18 protein-coding genes are annotated in these 22,230 nt (G+C 39.7%); 15 read left to right on the top strand and 3 right to left on the bottom strand.

What is annotated here, in order from left to right; all coding sequences use genetic code 11:
* Positions 1-246: 246 nt before the first annotated feature.
* Entirely contained in the window at positions 247-2,661 is a 2,415-nt protein-coding gene (locus FHK88_RS04860; RefSeq protein WP_227429631.1) for a Lon protease family protein, read from the bottom strand.
* 268 nt (positions 2,662-2,929) lie between these two features.
* Between FHK88_RS04860 and rsmG the strand changes: the two genes are divergently transcribed.
* From rsmG to FHK88_RS04810, 10 genes are all read left to right on the top strand, one after another.
* On the top strand, positions 2,930-3,580 hold the full coding sequence (gene rsmG / locus FHK88_RS04855; protein ID WP_227429630.1) for a 16S rRNA (guanine(527)-N(7))-methyltransferase RsmG: 651 nt from the start codon (positions 2,930-2,932) through the stop codon (positions 3,578-3,580).
* Between the two features lie 149 nt (positions 3,581-3,729).
* Positions 3,730-4,512 (top strand): ParA family protein, encoded by a 783-nt coding sequence (locus FHK88_RS04850; RefSeq protein WP_227429629.1) that lies wholly within the window; start codon positions 3,730-3,732, stop codon positions 4,510-4,512.
* A gap of 211 nt (positions 4,513-4,723) precedes the next feature.
* A complete protein-coding gene (locus FHK88_RS04845; RefSeq protein ID WP_227429628.1) occupies positions 4,724-5,758 on the top strand; it encodes a ParB/RepB/Spo0J family partition protein in 1,035 nt (344 codons plus the stop codon).
* A 121-nt stretch (positions 5,759-5,879) separates the two neighbouring features.
* Entirely contained in the window at positions 5,880-6,578 is a 699-nt protein-coding gene (locus tag FHK88_RS04840) for a MotA/TolQ/ExbB proton channel family protein (RefSeq protein WP_227429627.1), read from the top strand.
* A gap of 14 nt (positions 6,579-6,592) precedes the next feature.
* On the top strand, positions 6,593-7,054 hold the full coding sequence (locus tag FHK88_RS04835) for an ExbD/TolR family protein (protein ID WP_227429626.1): 462 nt from the start codon (positions 6,593-6,595) through the stop codon (positions 7,052-7,054).
* A gap of 72 nt (positions 7,055-7,126) precedes the next feature.
* Positions 7,127-8,908, top strand: a complete 1,782-nt coding sequence (msbA, locus tag FHK88_RS04830) for a lipid A export permease/ATP-binding protein MsbA (protein ID WP_227429625.1) — start codon at positions 7,127-7,129, stop codon at positions 8,906-8,908.
* A 57-nt stretch (positions 8,909-8,965) separates the two neighbouring features.
* Positions 8,966-10,027, top strand: a complete 1,062-nt coding sequence (gene lpxK / locus FHK88_RS04825) for a tetraacyldisaccharide 4'-kinase (RefSeq protein WP_227429624.1) — start codon at positions 8,966-8,968, stop codon at positions 10,025-10,027.
* 108 nt (positions 10,028-10,135) lie between these two features.
* Positions 10,136-10,942, top strand: coding sequence for a 3-deoxy-manno-octulosonate cytidylyltransferase (gene kdsB, locus FHK88_RS04820; protein ID WP_227429623.1), 807 nt, complete (start codon positions 10,136-10,138; stop codon positions 10,940-10,942).
* Positions 10,943-10,948: 6 nt separating this feature from the next.
* Positions 10,949-12,085, top strand: a complete 1,137-nt coding sequence (locus FHK88_RS04815) for a DNA polymerase III subunit (RefSeq protein WP_227429622.1) — start codon at positions 10,949-10,951, stop codon at positions 12,083-12,085.
* 57 nt (positions 12,086-12,142) lie between these two features.
* Positions 12,143-12,490 (top strand): PilZ domain-containing protein, encoded by a 348-nt coding sequence (locus FHK88_RS04810; RefSeq protein ID WP_227429621.1) that lies wholly within the window; start codon positions 12,143-12,145, stop codon positions 12,488-12,490.
* A gap of 126 nt (positions 12,491-12,616) precedes the next feature.
* Here the strand turns inward: FHK88_RS04810 and FHK88_RS04805 are convergent, their stop codons facing one another.
* Entirely contained in the window at positions 12,617-13,885 is a 1,269-nt protein-coding gene (locus FHK88_RS04805) for a L,D-transpeptidase family protein (RefSeq protein WP_227429620.1), read from the bottom strand.
* Between the two features lie 471 nt (positions 13,886-14,356).
* On the opposite strand from FHK88_RS04805, the gene prmB reads away from it, so the two are divergent.
* On the top strand, positions 14,357-15,415 hold the full coding sequence (gene prmB / locus FHK88_RS04800; RefSeq protein ID WP_264480615.1) for a 50S ribosomal protein L3 N(5)-glutamine methyltransferase: 1,059 nt from the start codon (positions 14,357-14,359) through the stop codon (positions 15,413-15,415).
* Between the two features lie 80 nt (positions 15,416-15,495).
* Complete coding sequence (gene aroC / locus FHK88_RS04795; RefSeq protein WP_227429618.1) at positions 15,496-16,596, top strand: chorismate synthase; 1,101 nt, start codon at positions 15,496-15,498, stop codon at positions 16,594-16,596.
* Between the two features lie 97 nt (positions 16,597-16,693).
* Here the strand turns inward: aroC and FHK88_RS04790 are convergent, their stop codons facing one another.
* The gene (locus tag FHK88_RS04790; RefSeq protein ID WP_227429617.1) at positions 16,694-17,572 is read right to left on the bottom strand and encodes a carbonic anhydrase; all 879 of its coding nucleotides are present in this window, start codon (positions 17,570-17,572) and stop codon (positions 16,694-16,696) included.
* A gap of 346 nt (positions 17,573-17,918) precedes the next feature.
* Here FHK88_RS04790 and FHK88_RS04785 point away from each other — a divergent pair, with 346 nt between their 5' ends.
* From FHK88_RS04785 to FHK88_RS04775, 3 genes are all read left to right on the top strand, one after another.
* Positions 17,919-18,824 (top strand): hypothetical protein, encoded by a 906-nt coding sequence (locus tag FHK88_RS04785; RefSeq protein ID WP_227429616.1) that lies wholly within the window; start codon positions 17,919-17,921, stop codon positions 18,822-18,824.
* Positions 18,825-19,010: 186 nt separating this feature from the next.
* On the top strand, positions 19,011-20,123 hold the full coding sequence (gene serC, locus FHK88_RS04780) for a 3-phosphoserine/phosphohydroxythreonine transaminase (RefSeq protein ID WP_227429615.1): 1,113 nt from the start codon (positions 19,011-19,013) through the stop codon (positions 20,121-20,123).
* Between the two features lie 159 nt (positions 20,124-20,282).
* Positions 20,283-22,079, top strand: coding sequence for an extracellular solute-binding protein (locus FHK88_RS04775; protein ID WP_413680443.1), 1,797 nt, complete (start codon positions 20,283-20,285; stop codon positions 22,077-22,079).
* Positions 22,080-22,230: the final 151 nt, after the last annotated feature.

Here is a 22,230-nt window from a genome sequence, read left to right as displayed (position 1 = left end):
TGTCTAGTCTTTTATTTAGCTTATAGATGGGAGTTATGTTACGAGGTATTGTCGTGTTGTTCTACTATAAATCTGTTATCTTAGCTCAAATTTATCTTACTTACTCTTCATTACCATTAGGGTCTGTTGAACATTCACCCCGTCAAGTGAGTATTTACAAGGAATATAGCTTATTTTACTTTTGTGTAAACATTGGCTAAATTTTTAGACCCTATTTTTTAAATTTGAGCTTTGTTAAGCTTGATTTTAACCATTGTCTTTTTCCGTTTTTTCTATATTGTCATCTTCTTCTTGCTCTTTATCCATCTCCCACATTTCCAAGCGCTTTAAAATACGCCCAAAAAGGGTGGATTTATGGTAGCGTTGTTTCTTATTCATACGGTCGATGTTAAGGTCAGTTAAAATAGTCAGTGCTTCACTCAAGGTGCGTACCGCATAGATATGAAACTGCCCTGATGCAACTGCCTTAACAATGTCATCTCGAAGCATTAACTGGCTAATATTGGCACTGGGAATAATAACACCTTGCTGTCCTGTTAGTCCTTGCTCAATACAAGCATCATAAAACCCAATAATCTTATCATTAATACCACCAACCGCTTGTACTTCTCCAAGTTGATTCATAGAGCCTGTGATGGCATAAGATTGATGTATGGGAGTATCTGCTAGTGCTGATAGTAATGCACAGGCTTCTGCTAATGTGGCACTATCACCATCTATATGAGCATAGCTCTGTTCAAAAGCCATAGAGGCAGTAAAATTAAGAGTATGAAATGGACTAAATAAAGCACGTAGATAACTATTCATAATCAGCATGCCTTTTGCATGGAGGCTACCGCCCAGCTCAACGTCACGCTCAATATCTAAAATATCACCTGTGCCAATACTATGCTGAACAACGGCTGTTAGGCGTGCTGGCAGTCCAAATTCACTGTCTGCATAATTAATGATGGTTAAAGCATTAATTTGTCCTACTGCTTTACCACGAGTACTTATCAGTTGTTGTCCGTCAATTAACTCTTGCCAGTATAAATCTTTAAGATAGCCTGAGCGTTGCGTAATATCAACAATGCTTTGTTGAACATGGCTTGCTGAGACAATAGTGCAGTCATTAAGCCGTGCATGGCGATTGGATTCATGTAATATTTGTGCCAGACGGTCACTATGTAAACTTAGTTTATGTTGGCTTTCTGCTTGTAGGCTGAGGTGGTCAATAAGGCTGGCAAGTGCTGTATTATCAAATGGCAATAGATTATCTGCCAGTATCATGTCTGTAATTTTGCCAATCATGGCATAAATGCTGTCCTTATTACGGAGGACTTCATCATGAAAATCAGCACGAACTTTAAATATTGCATTAAAGTCTGGCTCTAACTCAAGCAGTTGCTCATATAAATCTGGCTCACCCAATAAAATAACTTTGACATTAAGAGGGATAGATGCGGGAGTTAGAGATAGGCTGTCACTGTGTACCAGCATTTGCTCTAGACTGGAAAGTTTGATACGTCCAGATTGTAAGGCTCGTTTTAACCCTTGCCAAGCATAAGGCTGTTCTAATAAATGACTTGCTTCTAATATCAGGTAGCCTCCATTGGCACGATGTAATGCACCTGCCTGTATCATACTAACATCACTGTTAATGCTACCATTTTGGGTTAACTGCTCAATATGTCCCAGTAAATTTAGATGGGTGGGCATGTCCTCAAACACAATAGGCGCACCAGATGCGGGCGTGTGTTGAGCGATAATATGAAAGTCATAACGACTAGGAACAGTTTGCATTCCATGACAGCAAAACTCTGATGCATCTTTAACAATCTGTATGATATGAGTAATCATATCATTTTCTATATTTTGTAAATGTGTTAAGAGAGCATCTAACTGTGCAGATTGTATTGGCTTACTAACTGCATCAGTCAAGGTGGTTTTGTGCCAGTACTCAGTCAGTTGTTGTTTAAATGTCTTAAATAGAGGGGTAATGGTATGTGATGCTAAGGCTTGTTGTAGACACTCAATATGGGCAATGGCTTTATCTTCTAGTGTCAATGTTTCTACTAGCTGAGCAAAATCAGTCTTCAGATATTTTGGCTGTGCAGAATGAGCTATGGTGGTATTGGATGTACTGTGACTTTTTTTCTTTTTACTTTTTTTATCGTTAGACTGTGTTGCCGTTGATTGTTTGATGATATCTAACTGCTGGAGATAGTGTGGACTATTAAAGTGTTGGGTTAATTGTTTTTTGGCAGTTTCCCAAAGTTGTTGTATATTTTGTGCCAAAAAACTGGCAAGTCCTGCTGGCAAGGATAGTGCAATTGGTGAGCGAGGTGCAACGAAGTTATAGACATAGACCCAATCATCTGCTGTCCGTTGTGATTGAGCATGTTCTTGCAGTTTTTTTAGAATCAGAGTACGTTTTCCGAGTCCACTTTCTCCCGTTGCAAATATATGATAACCACTGGCAGGAATGCCCAACGCTGTCTCAATAGCAGTGAGCGCACGTTGTTGTCCAATACCTAAAAAATCTGCATTGTTAGAAACAGCGACCTCATTGGTAGTTTTTGGTAAAGTATTTGGATCAGTGTAACACTTCACTTGTGATGCACTAAGTTGACAGGCAGTTTTGATTTGTTTGACAGTTTTATAAGATAGTGATTTTTGCATATGAACATATTTTCAAGAAAGTAACTGCCGATGATAACATCGTCTACTATAAAGTGAAATCTGGATTTTTAATTTCAGCGAGCTTCAACAGACCCCAGTATATTAAGCCAGTTAAAAGTATCCTCAAAATTCTGTACCATAGCGTCTGCTATTTACAGATACCAGTAAGGTTCTATTAGTGAAATTTCATAGAAATGACTATATAATGTCGGTTCTAATGAAGGCAATTTGTCCTTCAATATAATAAGATGGTGAGCTACCTTTAACTATGACACAATTTAAAATAATTGAGAAATACCGTGCAGATTTTTCTGAGCAATTGTCACAAGCACTGGTGCAGATAGAATTGGCTTTGACAGCTCAGCAACAACAAACATTGCTGATGTACCTAGATAAGTTGTTATTGTGGAACAAAGCATATAACCTAACTGCGATTACAGAGCCAAAAGAAGCATTGATTAAGCATTTATTTGATTGCTTGAGCATCGTTCCTTTCTTAAATGATGGTACACTGTTAGATATTGGTACAGGCGCAGGATTACCAGGAGTGATAATTGCAATTTGTCAACCTGAGCGTCATTGTACAGTGTTGGATAGTAACCAAAAAAAGATTCGTTTTATTAAGCAAATTAGTAGTGAGCTGGCGTTAAAGAATATTACCCCCATCGCCAGCCGTATTGAGCATTATGAAGGGCAGTTTGATGTGGTAACTTCTCGTGCTTTTGCCAGCTTAACAGACTTTGTGACGCTAGCTTCACCAAAAATGCAAGCCAATGGCTGTTTGCAGGCAATGAAAGGACATGCCCCTGAAGTAGAAGAAAGACAGCAGTTGTCGGCAACATGGAATATTGATGTTGTACCCTTGTCTGTGCCACAGTTGCCAGATACTCGTCATTTAGTAAATTTGCATCTTATTTGATAGAGCTTAGCATGATTTACATGTATGAGTGACAGGCTGATTATTTTGTGGAAATGAATTCAGTTTAAATGATTTTAATTTTAAACGCTCTTGCTTTATATTAATAATCTTATATTAACTCTTAACTGTCAGTATTACTGAGTGTGTTTATGGAAATTATTGCCATTGCAAACCAAAAAGGTGGTGTGGGTAAAACCACAACCGCAGTGAATTTGGCTGCCTGTTTGGCGGCGAAAAAAAATAATGTATTATTGATAGACTTGGATCCGCAAGGTAATGCGACTACGGGTACTGGCATCGAAAAGCGTGAGTTGCAGTTGACGACTGCAGATATTTTATTAGATGGCGTTGCAATAGCTGATGCCATAGTCACTAGTCCAGCAGGCTTTGATGTGGTGGGTGCAAACCGTGATATGTCTGGTATTGATATTAGCTTGATGGGACTGGTAGATAGCCACAGCTTATTAAAGCAGGCCATGCAGTCGCTGACAGGCTATGACTATGTCATCATTGATTGTGCACCGAGTCTTAATTTACTGACAGTCAATGCCATGGTTGCAACGCAAGGGGTGATTATTCCGATGCAGTGTGAGTATTATGCCCTTGAAGGACTGGCAGATTTGTCACATACCATTGACCGCCTTAAAGAGTTAAATCCACATTTACATATTCGTGGTGTGGTGCGAACCTTATTTGATGCTCGTAATACTCTAGCAAATGATGTGTCTGCTGAGCTGGAAGCCTATTTTGGGGATTTGATGTATCAGACCATCATTCCAAGAAATGTGCGTTTGGCAGAAGCACCAGCGCATGGCATGCCTGTGCTGACCTTTGAGAGGTATTCTAAAGGTTCTCGGGCTTATCAAAAGCTGGCAAGTGAGGTGATGAAACAAAGCCAACAGTTGACTTTGGATTTGCCAAAAGTTGAATAAAGCGTATTAATGGCATTGACTTTGTGAGTAAGCGTGGTATCGTGTCGCCCCTTTATTCACAAGGAATTTATTAGGCTTTATTGTCCTACTAAATAAAGTTGCTAGTCACAAGGGCTAGGTGCTAAGTGTGTTGTGTTGATGTATAGTGTAAATGTGTGCAGGGGTTGTCTGTATACAACTTGGATAAAAGTGGGTGAGAGGATAAGTTGTCATGGCAAAAAAACGAGGACTGGCTGTAAATAGGGGGTTAGATGCCTTATTGGGGTCCATTAAAAAAGAAAAACAGATTACAGCCTCAGCACTTCGTGATGATAATTCTCTTGAGTCAGTGTCTACAAAAGCAACTGGACGTAAGAAGTCTCAAGGTGCGACGGCTAAAGCCTCTGCAAATAAAATAGCTGGTAAAAAATCAGTTGTTCAAGTCAATGGTGAAGAACAAATGTCTCTGGTGCAGATAGCAGTAGAGCAGTTGCAAGCAGGTAAGTACCAGCCTCGCCGTGATATGAGTGAAACGGCACTGGCAGAGTTGGCTAGCTCTATCCGTCAACATGGTGTGATGCAACCAATCGTGATTCGTCCATTATTGGCAAATGAAGATAAAACAGCAGAGCAGGTGACACATGAGATTATCGCTGGTGAGCGTCGCTGGCGAGCTGCCAAAATGGCAGGAGAGACAACTATTCCTGCTATTGAACGTGCTTTGTCTGATGAGCTAGCAATCGCACTGGCATTGATTGAGAATATTCAGCGTGAAGATTTGAGCGTGATTGAGCAAGCAGCAGCACTCCAGCGTTTTCATACTGAGTTTGGTATGAGTCATGCTATGATTGCTGAGGTGGTGGGTAAGGCACGTACAACTGTTTCTAACTTATTACGACTCAATCAGTTACATGAAACGGTTAAAGAGTATCTTGCTGATAAGCAACTGGATATGGGACATGCGCGTACTTTGTTGTCATTGTCTCAAGAGCAACAGCCCATCATTGCTAAAAAAATCATCGATAATCAGATGACAGTACGAGAGGCTGAAAAGTTAGTCAAATCCATTTTACAGCCCGAGTCAGAAAAAACAGATAAACTGAAAGTAAATAATCATGAAATCGTCGCTCTAAATCAACGACTGTCAGAAGCATTAGGTGCTGAGGTTAAGCTTAAGCAGAAAAAAAATGGCAAGGGAAGTGTGGAAATATTTTTTCATACACAGGATGAGTTAGAGCAGTTAATGAAACATTTGACAGAAGATTAAGGTGCTTTTCTATCATGTTTAAATAAGCATGCGTTCAATATTTTAAATGAGTGCTGATAATTTAAATGATGGGTAGCATTGATAGTATGTTTGTCAAAAAAATAATAATTAAGGTGTGGTCATGTGGGAGTTAATAAGAGCAGGCGGCTGGTTAATGGCACCGATTGTGCTATGCTCTGTTCTGGCATTAGTGATTATGATTGAACGTAGCATGAAGCTACAGTATGAAAAAGTCGCACCAAAGCGCTTACGTGAGCAACTGATTAATCGGTTGCGTGAAAATGGTAATATTAGTCGCGTACAACTGCTCAATGTAAAAGAAAAAACAGCATTGGGTGATATATTGGCAACTGGACTGTTATACCGTCAGTACGGTCTAGATTCTATGACCATGCATATGCAGAATCGTGCAAGTGTGCAGATTCATCAGCTTGAAAAAAACATTAATATGCTTGGCACAATTGGTGCAATCGCTCCTTTATTAGGATTATTAGGAACAGTATTAGGGATTATTTCTTCTTTCTTAGCAATTACTGATGGTGCAATGCAAGACCCAACATTACTGGCTGCTGGTGTATCACAAGCATTGATTACTACAGCGGCAGGTATGATTGTTGCGATTCCTGCTTTGGTTGCTTATCGTTTCTTTCAGCGCCGAATTGTTGATATCAATGCACGGTTTGAAACAGAAGCTGGTATGATGATACAAGAGATGTATGACTATCAGCTTTTTCCTGAAGCCATCAGCGCTCAAGATATGAATAATAAAGAAACTGCAATGGCTTCAAAGCTGGGTAGTGATGCAATATTAACCGATTAGATAAGAGTTAAGGTATGCGTTTTAGAAAACCTACAGTTGAGCCACTTGAAATCAATCTGACCCCAATGATTGATTGTTTGTTATTTTTGATTGTATTTTTATTATTAGCAACGACATTTAACCATTTCAGTCGCTTAAATATTGTACTGCCAGAAGCTGAAGGTGTTGAGGTTACTGAAGATACTAAGACCATTGAGGTAGCTGTACAAGAAGATGGTAGCTATTCAGTCAATGGTATTGCTTTAGGGTCGGATAGTGAGGCTGAACTGACTAATATGCTTAATCAAGAGGCAGGTAGTGAACGAGATATGGTATTTGTCATTGCTGCCGATGGTAATGCAACACATCAGTCTGTAGTACGAGTGATGGATGTGGCAGGTAAAATGGGATTTGTGAACTTAAACATCAGTACGATTGTTCCTGTTGGACAAAGCATCTCTGGAGTAAGTACATCAGCCCCAGCGACTAGTGAGTAGTTACAGTCCATATCCTCTGCCAGCATCACGCCTCTGTGTTTTTTTCATATCTATAAAGGATAAAAGACTGTCATGCCATCGTTTGCAAAGTCCTCAAATCCTGAGCTAACAGCAACACTTAAACCAGAAATTAGCCAGCGACATACTTTCTTTAGATTGCTTGGCTATTTAAAGCCATATTGGTGGGCATTATTATTAACCATTATTGGTTTTGCTATTAATTCTGCAACTGAAGTATGGATAGCTAAGTTGCTACAATTCATTACTGATGCCATTAATCGTGGTGATCAATCTCAGCAAAATCTATTTCCTATCTTAATCATTCTGTTGTTTATCACTCGTGGTTTTGCCAGCTTTTTGGGAAACTATTTTACAGCACTTATTTCTCGCAATTTGGTATATCGACTTAGGGTAGAAGTATTTAATAAATTGTTACGTCTGCCTAGTGCTTTTTATTTGGCAAATCCTTCTGGTACGATTTCTTCAAAACTTATCTTTGATGTCGAGCAGGTGACCGCAGCCAGTACAGGATCTTTAAAAACGCTGTTACGTGATGGCTTAACAGTGATTGCCTTATTGGGCTATATGTTTTATAGCAATTGGCGACTGACTTTGATTTTATTTGTGGTATTGCCACCTATTTTGTGGTTGGTACGTTATGCATCCAAGCGGTTTTTGCATTTATCAAAGGGTATCCAGCAGACCATGGGTAGTGTCAGTCATATCACCAATGAGGTCATTAATGGCTATCAAGTTGTTAAAAACTATGGTGGGCAAGAGTATGAGTCACGGCGGTTTAATGACGCTTCTATGAAAAACCTGCGTCAAGGTATGAAAGTAGTTATTACCAATAGTATCAATACGCCACTTATTCAGTTATTGATGGCTATGGCTATGTGTGTGGTGGTTTGGTTGGCACTGCGTCCAGAGGTAATGAGTGGTACGACTGCTGGTGAGTTTATCGCTTATATTGGCGCAGCGGGTCTGTTGAGTAAGCCTGTACGCTCTTTAACGGATATTAATCAGCAATTGCAAAAAGGTATCGCTGCTGGAGAGTCTATTTTTGCATTGTTAGATGAGCCAGAGGAACAAGATACTGGAACATTAACACCAAAACTGCATGGTGATATTCGCTTTGAACAAGTTGGATTAACTTATGCAGATGGTACTAAGGCTTTGCAAGATTTTAGTTTGTCAGTTAAGGCGGGGGAAACAATTGCTCTGGTTGGACGTAGTGGTGCGGGAAAAACGACACTGGTTAATTTATTAACACGAGCATTAACGCCAACATCTGGACAGATATTTTTGGATAATCAACCAATTGATTCTTTAACCTTGGAGTCATTGCGTGCGCAAATTGCTATGGTTAACCAACAAGTTGTGTTGTTTAATGATAGTGTTGAGCATAATATTGCCTATGGTAGTTTGGCAGATAAGCCAATAGAGGATATTACCGCAGCGGCAAAAGCTGCCTTTGCGCATGATTTTATTATGCAGCTACCTAATGGTTATGGTAGTGATATTGGTGCTGATGGTTTACAACTTTCTGGTGGTCAACGCCAACGTTTGTCTATCGCTCGTGCATTGTTAAAAGATGCACCGATTTTAATTTTAGATGAAGCAACCAGTGCACTAGATAATGAGTCTGAATATTATATTCAGCAAGCATTAGATAATATTATGAAGAGCCGCACAACGTTGGTCATTGCGCATCGATTAACTACCATTGAGTCTGCAGATAAGATTGTGGTGCTTGATGGAGGATATATTAAAGAAATTGGTACACATGATGAGTTGTTACAGCTTGGTGGTCAATATGCTCAGATGTATGCTCGAGATTTTGCAGAGGCTTAATATATAAATAGTAGACTTTCTAGATTGTATAATGTTGTATAGATAGGCTGATCAGATATGGCGCAATTGGAGACGCTATTTACACAAGCGTGGCAACGTCAAGCTAAGTGGCTGTGGTTATTATTACCAGTTAGCTGGCTATATGGCATGGTTGTATTTTTACGGAAGCAGCTTTATCACTATGGTTGTCTGAAAAGCTATCGAGCGCCTATACCAGTGATGGTCATCGGGAATATCAGTGTGGGGGGCAGTGGAAAGACACCATTGATTATTTCTCTTGTGCATGAGCTACAAAGGCGTGGTGTTGCTGTTGGTGTTATTAGCCGTGGCTATGGTGGGGATACGCAGCTGATGCCCACATTGGTCACTGAACAAAGCTTACCGCAAGCAGTTGGTGATGAGCCGTGCCTTATTGTGGCGAATACCCAAGTACCTATGAGTGTTTGTCCCAATCGTCAACAGGCAATTGAAAAACTATTATCTGTGTATCCAAATTTGCAGTTAATAATTGCAGATGATGGGTTACAACATTATGCGTTGCAAAGAGATATTGAGTGGATAGTGGTTGATAGTAGTCGAGGGTTTGGTAATCAGCAGTTGTTACCAACAGGATTTTTACGTGAGCCTTTATCGCGGCTAGATGGTGCGACAGTCATTTATCATATTACTGCTCAGTCTGATCTTCAGCATGGTGATGTAAATGATACCTATTATATGCAGTTGCAACCATCCAAACTATACCGTTTGCTAGCAAAGAAAGAGTGCCTAGATACAGAAAATCTATCAAGTTCCCCAAAAAATGGTGCAACTGTGTATGCAGTGAGTGGAATTGGTTATCCACAACGTTTTTTTCAGTCGTTACGTCAGTTAGGTTATAAGGTTATTGAGCGAGCATTTCCTGATCATCATGCGTTTGTGGAAGATGATTTATTAGATTTGTCTGATTATCCAATTATTATTACCAGTAAAGATGCAGTTAAGATAAAAGTTTTAGCACAACAATACTCAAAAATCGCTGCTTTGTCTATTTGGGTTTTACCAGTGTCTGCGCAGCTATCATCACCATGTTATGACTTACTGTTTCAGCAACTAGCAGATGTGGGTATAAAAGTAGAGTAGCTGAATACTTCATACTTCTGAAATATTCATAAGATGACTGTTTAACAGCTCCAGTTAATATACTATCAATTAATTAAAAAACGATCTCTTAGTTACAGGTGTTGCACAATGCAAAAAGTCCATATTGTTATTCCAGCACGTTATAAAAGTACGCGTCTTCCAGGCAAACCATTGTTAGATATTCATGGTAAGCCAATGATACTTTGGGTAGCGGAAAAAGCACAGGCAGCACAGTTTGCTGATGATGTTTGTATTGCAACTGATAATGAGCAGATTGCCCAAGTATGTATGCAAGCTGGTTATGAGGTGGTCATGACTTCTGAAACCCATGCATCAGGTACAGATAGACTGGCAGAGGTTGCAAGTATTAAGCAGTGGGCTGATAATGACATCGTTGTTAATATGCAAGGTGATGAGCCACTGGTGCCGCCTGTATTATTAGAGCAAGTGAAAAATTTACTGATTAATAAATCAGAGTGTGTCATGGCAACTTTGTGTGAGCCAATTATGACACATGATGAGTTTATGCGTCCCTCAGTTGTTAAAGTTGTGACAGATAATAGGCTCAATGCACTATATTTTAGTCGTGCGCCGATACCTTGTGATCGAGAGCATGCGTTGGCATTAGCCAATCATACGCAACTGACAGATAATCAAGCGTTATCTGTTCCTAATAATGCTTATCGTCATTTGGGTTTATACGCATATCGTGTTGGTCTGTTGAAAAAGTTTGTGTCTTGGGAGCAGGGTGTATTAGAACAACTTGAATGTTTGGAGCAATTGCGTATTTTAGAAAATGGTGGAAAAATTGCGGTGGCGCAAGCTATGACTAATTTACCTGCTGGTGTGGATACGCAAGAAGACTTAGAGCGACTCAATGCGATGCCAAAATCAGAATTTATCAGTATGGAATAGTTATTAATGTCACCTACGGATAGTCTGGATAACCAATCTGATACAACATCGACTTATTTTGCGATGCCGTATCCATGGCAAAAAAAAGTCTGGGAGAGTCTGACATCTCGTAGTCAGCAGTTGCCTCACGGCTTATTGTTTTCAGGTATGTCGGGGATTGGTAAACGTGTCTTTGTTTGGCGTTTTACCGCATGGTTGCTTTGTAGCCATCGAGATAAACAAACATATCATGCATGCGGTGTATGTCAAAGTTGTCAATGGTTGGCTTCAGGTACACATCCTGACTTAATGGTATTACCTCAAAGTAGTTTGATACTAGAAAATCAAGATATAGATGACATCTCTAACAAACAGAAGTCAGCTAAGAATAATAGCGATACTAAAGAAAAAAGCAGTATATCTGATAAAATTAAGGTTGATGATATTCGAGCGTTGCAACCGTTTGTGAGTCAAGGTAGTCGTGGGCAGCGAGTATGTGTGATTGATTATGCTGATACCATGACAGTGGCAGCAGCAAATGCACTATTAAAAACATTGGAAGAACCAAAAGATGGCGTGTATTTATTATTGATTAGTGATACTCCTGCACAATTACTACTAACCATCAAAAGTCGAGTACAAAAAGTACCCATTGACCAGATTTCTACAAATTTAGTTTATGATTTTTTAGAGCGTCAGTTAGCTTTGTATCATAATAACTATCAGGAAAAGAGACTGTCAGTAGGGCAGTATGATGCCTCCCAACTATTAGCAGTAGCGGATGGTGCGCCACTTAAAGCCATGGTGTTGCTGGAGTCTGCTTGGTATGGTATGAGAAAACTGTGGTTAACGACATGGCAGGCATTGCGTTGTGGACGGCGTAGTAGCATAGCTGCCAGTGATTATTGGCAGTCACAGTTAAGCTTAGTAGAGTTTATTGAGCTATCTGAGTTAATGATTGTTGATATTCAGCGAGTTAAGCTACAAGTTGAGCCTAAACAGCGAGATATTCACTTCAATCAGATAGCAGACTTGATGGACAGTAAGTTTGAAGATTGGGTGAGTTTATGGCACTTGATAGCTGATATTAAGCTATCTGTACAACAAAATGTCCAAGAGAAGCTGGCATATGATAAATTGATGCAACAGATTGCTACAATTTAGTAGCTATGTGATATCTAAAATTTGATGTTTATATAAAACATATAAGGAACTTTATTTATGGCAATGCCTGGACGTGGTGGTATTATTACCTGTCATATTGAGAACATTGAAACTCTTTATGCCAGTTATCTTCCGTTTGTAAATAATGGTGCTGTATTTGTACCTTCTAATCGTCAGCATCAGCTTGGTGACGAAGTATTCGTAGCTATTACATTACCAGGATCTAGTGAGCGTATGCCATTAAATGGTAAGGTTGTTTGGGTCAACCATAAAGCTCAGGCAAACCGTCCTGCAGGATTTGCGGTACAATTTGGCAATGATGAGGTTGGATTAAGAATGAAAAATGAGATGGAGCGTTTGCTGGCAGGTAAGTCTGATTCTGTACAGATGACTTATACCATGTAGAGATAAAAGTTCAACAGACCTAATCTTAATAGAGTGAGACAGACTAGATAGAAGAAGGGCAGTTTAGATAAACTGCCCTTCTTCGTATATAGCAATACAGTCTTGTCTGGCTATACTATGGATAGCCTATTTTAGCTCAACAGTCGCACCATTGTTGATGTTGGCATAGACTTCAAGAACATCCCAGTTTGTTAGACGGATACAGCCATGAGAGGCTTGACGGCTGATGCCTTCAGGTCTTGGTGAGCCATGTAATCCATAAGATGGTTTTGATAGCCCCATCCAAACGACACCAACAGGATTGTTAGGTCCTGGTGGTAGCATATAGACTTTTTTATCTGCATCGCTACCAACAGTGGCTTTGTACCATGGCATCTTCACTTTATTAACAATTCTATAAGTACCGTGTGGTGAAGGTGTGCTACTACTACCGACGGTGGTTGGATAAGTAGCTACCAGCTTATTACCATTGTACGCATATAAAGTTTTAGCATCTTTATCAGCAACTACACGGGTAATACGTTCTTTTAGTGGTTCACCAACATTGATAACAGTGATGGTTTCTCCAGCAGTAAAAGACTTACCTTTGTTAAGTTTCTCTAGGTAGCGTACATCCATATGAAAGCGTTCACCTAGCATCTCAATGATGTTTTGATAGTAAAGACCTTTCATTCTCGATTTTGCTTCTGCGCCTGTTGGTGTAGTCGCAAAAGGTGTATTGATATCATCTTGGGTTAGAGTATACTCAACCAATACAGGCTGATTCATATCAATGTTTTTTGTTAATGCTTCCCAAGTTTCAGCATTCATTCGTCCAGTTTGCTGTAAGCCATGCATTGCCTGAAAGTTACTTAAGGCTTTTTTGCTATTCATTCCCCAGCCACCATCAATTGGACCAGGTGAAGCATGGTTCCAGTCTAATAATGTTTGTAATTTAACTGTCATTGCAGTATTAACATTCATATTAGGTGACCAAACTGCGTCATTCACCTGTTTGGCATAGTCTGATAGATTTAGTGTGGTATAGACTTTACCGTTTCTATTTTGCACATTATTGTTTTCAATACTGGCAATAGAAGATTCATCGGTATTGCTCGTTGCTGGTGCGACAGCTTGTCCTTCTTCAATGTCATCGCTTAGTTCTTCAGTGCGGTCATTGTTTAAGGTTTGGTTTGCAGTATTAGCTGTTGCTCTATTATTGGCAATATCACTTAAGTCTGCATCTTCAACAACCTGGTCATTAATGATTAATGTTGGTATCTCATCGACGCTACGGACAGGTAGTGTCTGTTGAGAGGATGTAGAAGCAGCAAAAGTAGCCACACTGACAGATGATAAAGTTGCACAGCAAAGGATGCTGGCAAGTTGGGTAGAGAGTTTATTGCGTTTTAACATAATGAGTCATCACTATAATTGTGAACATGATGTCGCTATTATGCTCATAATTAGGCTGACTGGCAAATTTTTACGACAAAAATTGCTATATTAGTAATCTATGCGACATATTATGTCGCTATTTTGATAAATTAGTTATGTTATATTGTATCTAGATTGAGTTTGAGCATGGCATTAGTGAAATAAGGTAGAATAATTGGTAAAATCCATTCACTAATGTACGGGCGTGTTATTCGGTTCAAAAATGGTAAAAAGCTGTATTTATTAGTTAATACCCGAAAAGAATAAAGTTGTATTTTCAATGACACAAGCATCGTTACACAAGTATAATTACTGTGCTAATATTTTTTAAATAATTTAAAAGGAAAGTTTATGACCAATCATCATGTTATGAGTGCTGAGCAGTTTCAACAAGAGTATGTCTCTTCTGATTTGAATCATGAGGCTGAGCTTGAAGCAGCTTTAGAAGAGATGAATGCTAGTTTCGGTGAAGCTATGAATAGTCTGGTCAGTATTCGTGATATGATTCGTTTTGCTGTGACCCAGTTACGCATTCATGATGTTGTGGTTGCGCAAGGGACAACAGATGAGTTTGCTGAGGCAACAGCCATTGTTTTGCATCCGTTAGCATTAGATTGGTCAGCAGATGAGCAGATATTAGATTGTCGTTTGACCCCTTCAGAAAAAACAGATATTTTGACATTATTGCAAGACCGTATTATTCAACGTCGTCCTTTAAGTTATCTGATTAATCTTGCTTATTTTTGTGATTTACCATTTTATGTTGATGAGCGAGTGTTGATTCCTCGTTCACCAATTGCTGAGCTGATTCGTCAGCAGTTTTATCCTTATTTTCAAACCAACGAGTTGTCCTATTCTGTCCTAAATCAACCGTCGTCTCAACAAGCACAGATAAATCAACAGAATACAGGTAAGCAGGATTTTTTTGCGCATGGACTGGAAGATAAGCAACTGCCACAACCTGAGCGTATTTTAGATTTATGTACTGGCTCTGGATGTTTAGCAATTGCTTTGGCAAGTCGTTTTGTAGATGCTTCTGTGGATGCCACTGATATTGATAAGGCTGCTTTAGAAGTTGCTGCTGTTAATGTGGAGCATCATGGTATGGAATATCAGGTTAATTTAATTGAGTCTGATTTGTTTGATAAGTTACCTGCAGAAAATCAATATGATTTAATTATTACCAACCCACCTTATGTCGATGCAGCAACTATGGCAGATTTGCCACCTGAGTTTTTACATGAGCCAGAGCATGCGCTAGCAGCAGGACAAGATGGACTGGATTTGGTACATCATATCTTGCATGATGCGCCAGATTATCTGAGTGAAAATGGTTTGTTGATTTGTGAAGTTGGAGATAGTGAGTGGGCGCTGTGTCAAGCTTATCCTGATATTGAGTTTAACTGGTTACGTTTTGCCCGAGGTGGTCGAGGAATTTTTGCTATGGATTACCAGCAATTAATGGCGAATCGTTCTTTGTTTGCAGTAAAAGCATCTGTTAGTCTATAGTTAGTTTTGGCTAAGTGTTTAAAGTTTTTTGAGCAGATGCTTGGTATATTGGTAATATAAGGCAGATTTGAGGCGATAGTATGGCAGGAAATAGTATAGGGCAGGTGTTTCGAGTGACGACGTGTGGTGAGTCACATGGCGCAGGGTTATTGGCAATTGTTGATGGTGTTCCACCTAGCCTTGAGCTGTCTGCACAAGATTTACAGAGAGATCTAGATCGTCGCAAGCCAGGAACATCGAGATACTCTACTCAGCGTCGTGAGGATGATGAGGTGGAGATTATTTCCGGTGTGTTTGAGGGAAAAACCACAGGAACACCAATTGGGCTGTTAATTCGTAATACCAATCAAAAGTCAAAAGACTATAGTGATATTAAGAATACATTTCGTCCAGGTCATGCAGATTATACGTATAGTATGAAGTATGGTTTTCGTGACTATCGTGGTGGTGGACGCTCTTCGGCTCGTGAGACAGCAATGCGGGTGGCCGCAGGTGCGATTGCTAAAAAATATCTTAAAGAGCATCTCGGTATTGATATTCGAGGCTATGTGACTCAAATTGGTTCAGAGGTAGCAAAAGATATTCCAGTTGAGCAAATTGATTGGGAGTTTGTGAATAACAATCCATTTTTTTGTGCAGACTTTGATACATTACCAAAGTTTGAGGCATTGGTAGATAGCTTGCGCCGAGAAGGAACGAGTTGTGGAGCGAAGCTAGAGGTTATTGCCAGTGGTGTACCCGTTGGATTGGGTGAGCCAGTTTTTGACCGTTTGGATGCAGATATTGCGCATGCAATGATGAGTATTAATGCCGTTAAGGGTGTTGAGATTGGTGATGGTATGGCAGTGGCAGGTCAATTTGGTCATGTTTCTCGTGATGAATTAACACCTGAGGGTTTTACTGCGAATCATGCAGGTGGTATCTTGGGTGGTATTTCTTCTGGTCAAGACATTCGGGTAAGTATTGCGTTAAAGCCGACTTCAAGCATTACTACGGCAGGACGTAGTATTAATCTACAAGGTGAGCCAGTGGAAATGCTGACTAAGGGTAGACATGACCCTTGTGTTGGTGTACGCGCTACACCTATTGCAGAAGCAATGTTGGCAATTGTATTGTTAGACCATTATCTACGCCATCGTGGGCAAAATGCAGATGTGACAGCACCTATTTCTGCTATTTAGTGAATATATCAACAGTGTGAGCTTTATCCATCATGCTGTTTTTGCAATAAAAAAAGACCCATTTTGGGTCTTTTTTCACTTTAAGTGATGTATATACTTATGGGTTGATAACTTCAACGGTGCGACTACCAACAGGCTGTACAGGACGGTTGTTATCATGATACATCTGTATCATGGTCGCAAGCGTAGATTGTGATACAGCCAGTGGCTTAGTCATGACAAACCATTGTACTTGCTCTGAGCAAGGCGGTGTTGTTAGTGAACCGCTATAATGATAATAGGGGCTATTAGTAGGTAGTAGTTTGTTAATATCAACATTATGAATGGTGATTGTATTATGGGCTTGCGTGGCTTCTATACCAGTTTGTATGAGCTTAGTTAATGCTGTATTTTCACCAGTTGGGTTTAGCATAACACCAATAACGGCCAGTTCTTCTTTATCATTTGCATGAACAAAATGAATAACAGCAGGATAGTTGACCCCTGCAATTTGGTGTTCACTTGGTGTGTGATAATGGAACTGTTTTAAAGTATATTTTTCACCATGAATCATTAACGTGTTATCATCATTATCCAAGGTAAAAACGATGGTGTGTCCATTATTTTTTACGTCAACATCACTAGGTGTATAATGGGTGATGGGTGCCGTCTCTGTTGAGCCAGAGGCTTGGGTGATGTTAATAGGGGACTGTTTGACACCTGTACGACAAACAGAGTGTGCATCAATACTAGAGCCCCAGTGTGCAGGACCAGTTAAGCCTTCATCATAAGACCATAACGGGATATGTGCATCTGTTGTATTATGGACTTGTTGATGAGTAGCACTTTCACTATGTTGGGTTGCTGGCATGATGATAGTAACAGGTGTGCTTTCTTCCATTGCACGATGGTTATTACAGCCACTTAAAGTTGTGATAGCAATGGTTGCTACAGATAGACTGATAGCAAGTGGTAGGCGTTGAAAAGATAGTTGCATGAACATTGTTCCTTGAAAATAAATATACATTTGTAGTGAAACTTTCAACATCCTTGAATTAAGTTTCTATCATCAGAATATTGCTATAAAGTGACCGTTCATAATGACAATGAATGTTGTTTGCAAACGGTAGTTTGAGATATGATTTCACTGTTTTTGTGACAGCATTTAATATGATGCTGTTATTTTATTTTAACATAATTACACAAACTTTATAACTACTTTAACAAAAGTTGAGATGAATGAAGTATTTAAGCGGTTGAATGACCATTTTAATGATTCGTTTGTTAAAATAGTTCCTTTATATAAGTTTATAAAAATCCATAATGGATAGGCTGTTTTTATCATGACCTCAGCAGTTGCCAAAGGTTTTACAAGTGCACGACATATACAGCAACGTCATATTTTAGATATGATGGGCATTGAGTGTTGGGTGGGTCGGAAGACGCCTACTTTAAGGGTCGATACAAGTGCTTTGCTTGGTCATCAACTTAACCAACAGCCATCACCTTCGTTGATATCATCAACACCATCTTCTGAACAATCATATATACGGTCTTCGATACAGTCACCTGCACAACCAAGTTTACCGTCATCAGATACGGCTCAGTCTATTCCATCTACTGAGCTTAGTGCCAGCCAGCCAAGTATAGCCACTACTTTGGGTGTTCAGTCATCGGATACTAGCCAATTAGAAGAAAGCAGGTTTACTCAGCATCAATTTGTATCACCTGTCTCAGATATGCAGGCAAAAGATACGGCGATACAACAAACAGGGCAACACAAGCCAAGTGATATGTTTGCACAGATGTATAAAGTGCAACAACCAGATAGCCAGCCTAAACTGCAACCAGTCAATGCCAATGTAGAAGAAAAAGTGGTTCAACGTATTGCACCATTTAGCCTATTGGGCATACAGTTTCGGGGCTGGGTATTGTTAGTAGATAGTAAACAGTTACAAGACAGTGCTTGTCAGCAACTATGGCGGAATATTGTGCAAGCGTTGTCAGCAACAGAGCGAGAGTTACGTTTCCCGATTTGTGCTGGTATGGATAGCTTGGAAATTGCAAATGCTAGCTTGGCAGGCTTTGTCTTTTGTATGGCTCAAGATGATAAAAAACAGGTAGCTGGTTTGACAGTATTGCCTGATGGTCTAACTCATGAACGCTTATGTCAGCTACCAAGTCTGCAACAGATGCTGACTGATGCCAGCCAAAAACGGAAGTTATGGCAGTTGCTTTCTACACAGTAGACTAATGGAAATTTAACAGTAATTCACTGGGTTTGGCTGGTCGTGATTTACTATGTACTTGTTATAACTATATTTGTATTTTTACTAGGGTCTGTTGAATATTTGAATGTTCAACAGACCCTAAGAGTAAATTAGGACATCTGTCCTATTTTAATTATTGACTGAACATTAACATGAGAGCTAATCATGAATACACAAAGTAATGCGCCACATCGTTCTTATAATTTTTGTGCTGGACCAGCAACCATGCCAACGGAGGTTCTGGCACAAGCACAGGCAGAAATGCTGGACTGGCATGGCAGTGGTATGTCAATTATGGAAATGAGTCATCGTAGTCAGGATTATGTGGCAGTGGCAGAGCGTGCAGAGCAGAAGCTACGAGACTTGATGCAGATTCCTGATGACTATAAGGTGCTATTTTTGCAAGGTGGAGCAAGTTTGCAATTTTCTGCCATTCCGTTAAATTTATTGATGGGAGGGACAGGTGATTATTTGACTACTGGTGCATGGTCAAGCAAAGCACTAAAAGAAGCCAAACGTTATCAGGTATTGGGGCTAGGGCAGGTAAATGAGGTTGCCAGTGGTTTGGCAGGTAACTTTACAGAGGTGCCAAATCCTAAGGACTGGCGTGTATCTGAAGGTGCAAAGTATTTTCACTATTGTGCCAATGAAACCATCCACGGTGTACAGATTCATACAGCACCTGATGTTGATGCACCATTAGTCGCTGATATGTCGTCTTGTATTTTATCTGCACCTATTGATGTTTCTAAGTTTGGTATGATATATGCTGGTGCGCAAAAAAATATTGGTCCTGCTGGTTTGGTGATTGTGATTATTCATGAGTCATTATTAGGTCAGGCGAGTCAGTGGTGTCCGACATTGTTAAATTACCAGCATCTTGCTGAGAAAAAGTCGATGTCAAATACACCAGCGACCTATTCATGGTATCTGGCAGGGCTGGTGTTTGAGTGGCTAGAGGCACAAGGTGGGGTTGAGTCCATTAGCAAAGTGAATCAACGTAAAGCTCAGCTTCTTTATGAGGCAATTGATAACAGTGATTTTTATCAAAATCCTGTGGCTCAACCTTATCGCTCTATTATGAATGTACCGTTTACTCTTGCAGATGCTTCTTTGGATAAAAAGTTTTTGGAGCTTTCACAACAAGCAGGGCTGTTAAACTTAAAAGGACATCGTGACGTTGGTGGTATGCGAGCCAGTATTTATAATGCCGTGAGTATGGAAGCGGTTGAGGCTCTGGTTGCCTTTATGCAAGAGTTTGAAAAAACACAGTCTTAAAAATGAGAGATACTTAGGGTTTGCTGAATGTTCAATAAACCCGATATATAAAGTTGTAATAAGGAAAAGGGCTTGATGCTGGAGCAAAGAAACTTACACCAATATAAGCGACCAGACAAACAACGTGGTCAGCGGATAATATCTCAGGCTTTGTTAGTCATGGCTTTGGGTATACTGACATTGCCCGTTCAAGCCGACCCCATTACTCGTACAACTTTAGCACACAATAGCACAACGGCATATGAAGGAAAGTCTCATATGCCGTATGCTAACCCTGATGCACCCAAGGGTGGCACGTTGTCTATGAGTACACTTGGAACTTTTAATAGTGCCAATAAATGGATGACAACAGGTGTACCAATGGCAGGAACAGACCTTTTATATGATACATTGATGAGTGGCTCATTAAATGAAGCTTTTACTATGTATCCTCAGCTTGCTGAAAAGGTAACTTACGACCCTGATGACCCAAGCTGGATTATTTATCATATTAATCCAAAGGCAAAGTTTTGGGATGGTTCAGATGTGACAGCCGAAGATGTTAAGGCAACATTTGATGCACTACTCAGTAAAGGTCCGATGTTTATTCGTAGTTATTTGGGAGATATTAAAGAGGTACAGGTACTAGATAAATATCGAGCCAAGTTTATTTTTAATTCAGCAGATAATAAAGAGATATTACTCACGGTTGGACAGTTTCCAGTATTTGCAAAAACTTCTATTGACAAAAACTTTGAGACATTAAGTTTGACACCGTTGATGGGGAGTGGTCCTTACAAGTTAGGTAGTATACAGCCCGGACAGTCGGTGACTTATGTGCGTGACCCTAACTATTGGGGGCAGTCACTTGCTGTAAATCAAGGACGCTATAACTTTGATAAAGTAAAATATGTATATTATTTGAGTGATGAAGTAGCATTTGAGGGTTTTAAGTCGGGGCAGTATCAGTTTCGTCAAGAGAATAAAGCAAGTAACTGGGCAAAGGCGTATAACTTTCCAGCTATACAAGCAGGAATGGTTAAAAAAGAGAGAGTGACAATGAAAAACCCTGTTGCCATGCAAGGGTTGGTTATGAATCAGCGTCGTCCCCTCTTTCAAGATATCAAAGTTCGACAAGCATTAACACGAGCATTTGATTTTAAATGGCTTAATAAAACACTATTTTATGAGCAATATGAACAGCCACAGAGCTATTTTTATGGCTCAGAGCTAGAAGCAACTGGTAAGCCAAGTGTGGAAGAAATGGCAGTTTTGACGCCTTTACTGGCTGATGCAGACAGTGATTATCGGCAACAGGTCTTGAATGAATGGCATTTACCACAATCTAATGGGGATGGTTTTAATCGTGAAGGGTTGTTAGAAGCGCGAAAATTACTACTATCTGCTGGTTTTTATTATAAAGATATGCACTTGTATCAACCTAATGGTCAACGTGCACGTATTGAGATTTTGGTTGTTGATGGTAGTAGTATGGAGCGTGTGCTGTTATCTTATGTGCGACATCTGCAACGTTTAGGGTTTGATGCCAGTATTCAAAATGTGGATGCGCCACAATATTTGGAGCGTAAACGCCATTATGACTACGATATGATTGTAGATGTTTTTGCACAAAGTTTATCACCCGGTGCAGAGCAGTTGTCCTATTGGGGTAGTGAGTCTGCGGACGACATTGGTAATCAAAACACAATGGGTATTAAAAACCCAATGATAGATGCAGTCATAGAGCAACTGATAAAAGCAGATAATCGTGAGCAGATTATCCTTTATACCAAGGTATTAGACCGATTATTAAGAGCAGGTTATTACATTGTACCTATGCTGGGTAATACAGGTAGTAATGTGGCATATTGGAAGCAATACCGTCATGTAGATAAGCTACCAGATAATGCGCTGGGCTTAGATTATTGGTGGGTCGATGCGGAGGCAGAAAAGCAAGTTTATGATTCTTTGCATTAGACCCTAGTAATAGCAATATATTGAGTATTTATTAATGGTTTGATAACCCTAAGTTATCGTAATATCAGCAAGATAAGTTACATATATGCTGTGTGTACTTCTATAGTCTGCTTACTATAGTTAGCGTAGTTATAAAGCAAATGTAGATAGT

This window comes from Psychrobacter sp. I-STPA6b, assembly GCF_020662265.1.
In the GTDB taxonomy this organism is placed as follows: domain Bacteria; phylum Pseudomonadota; class Gammaproteobacteria; order Pseudomonadales; family Moraxellaceae; genus Psychrobacter.
Note: the sequence above shows the minus strand (reverse complement) of the source record. Positions and strands in the feature narration are given on the sequence as shown.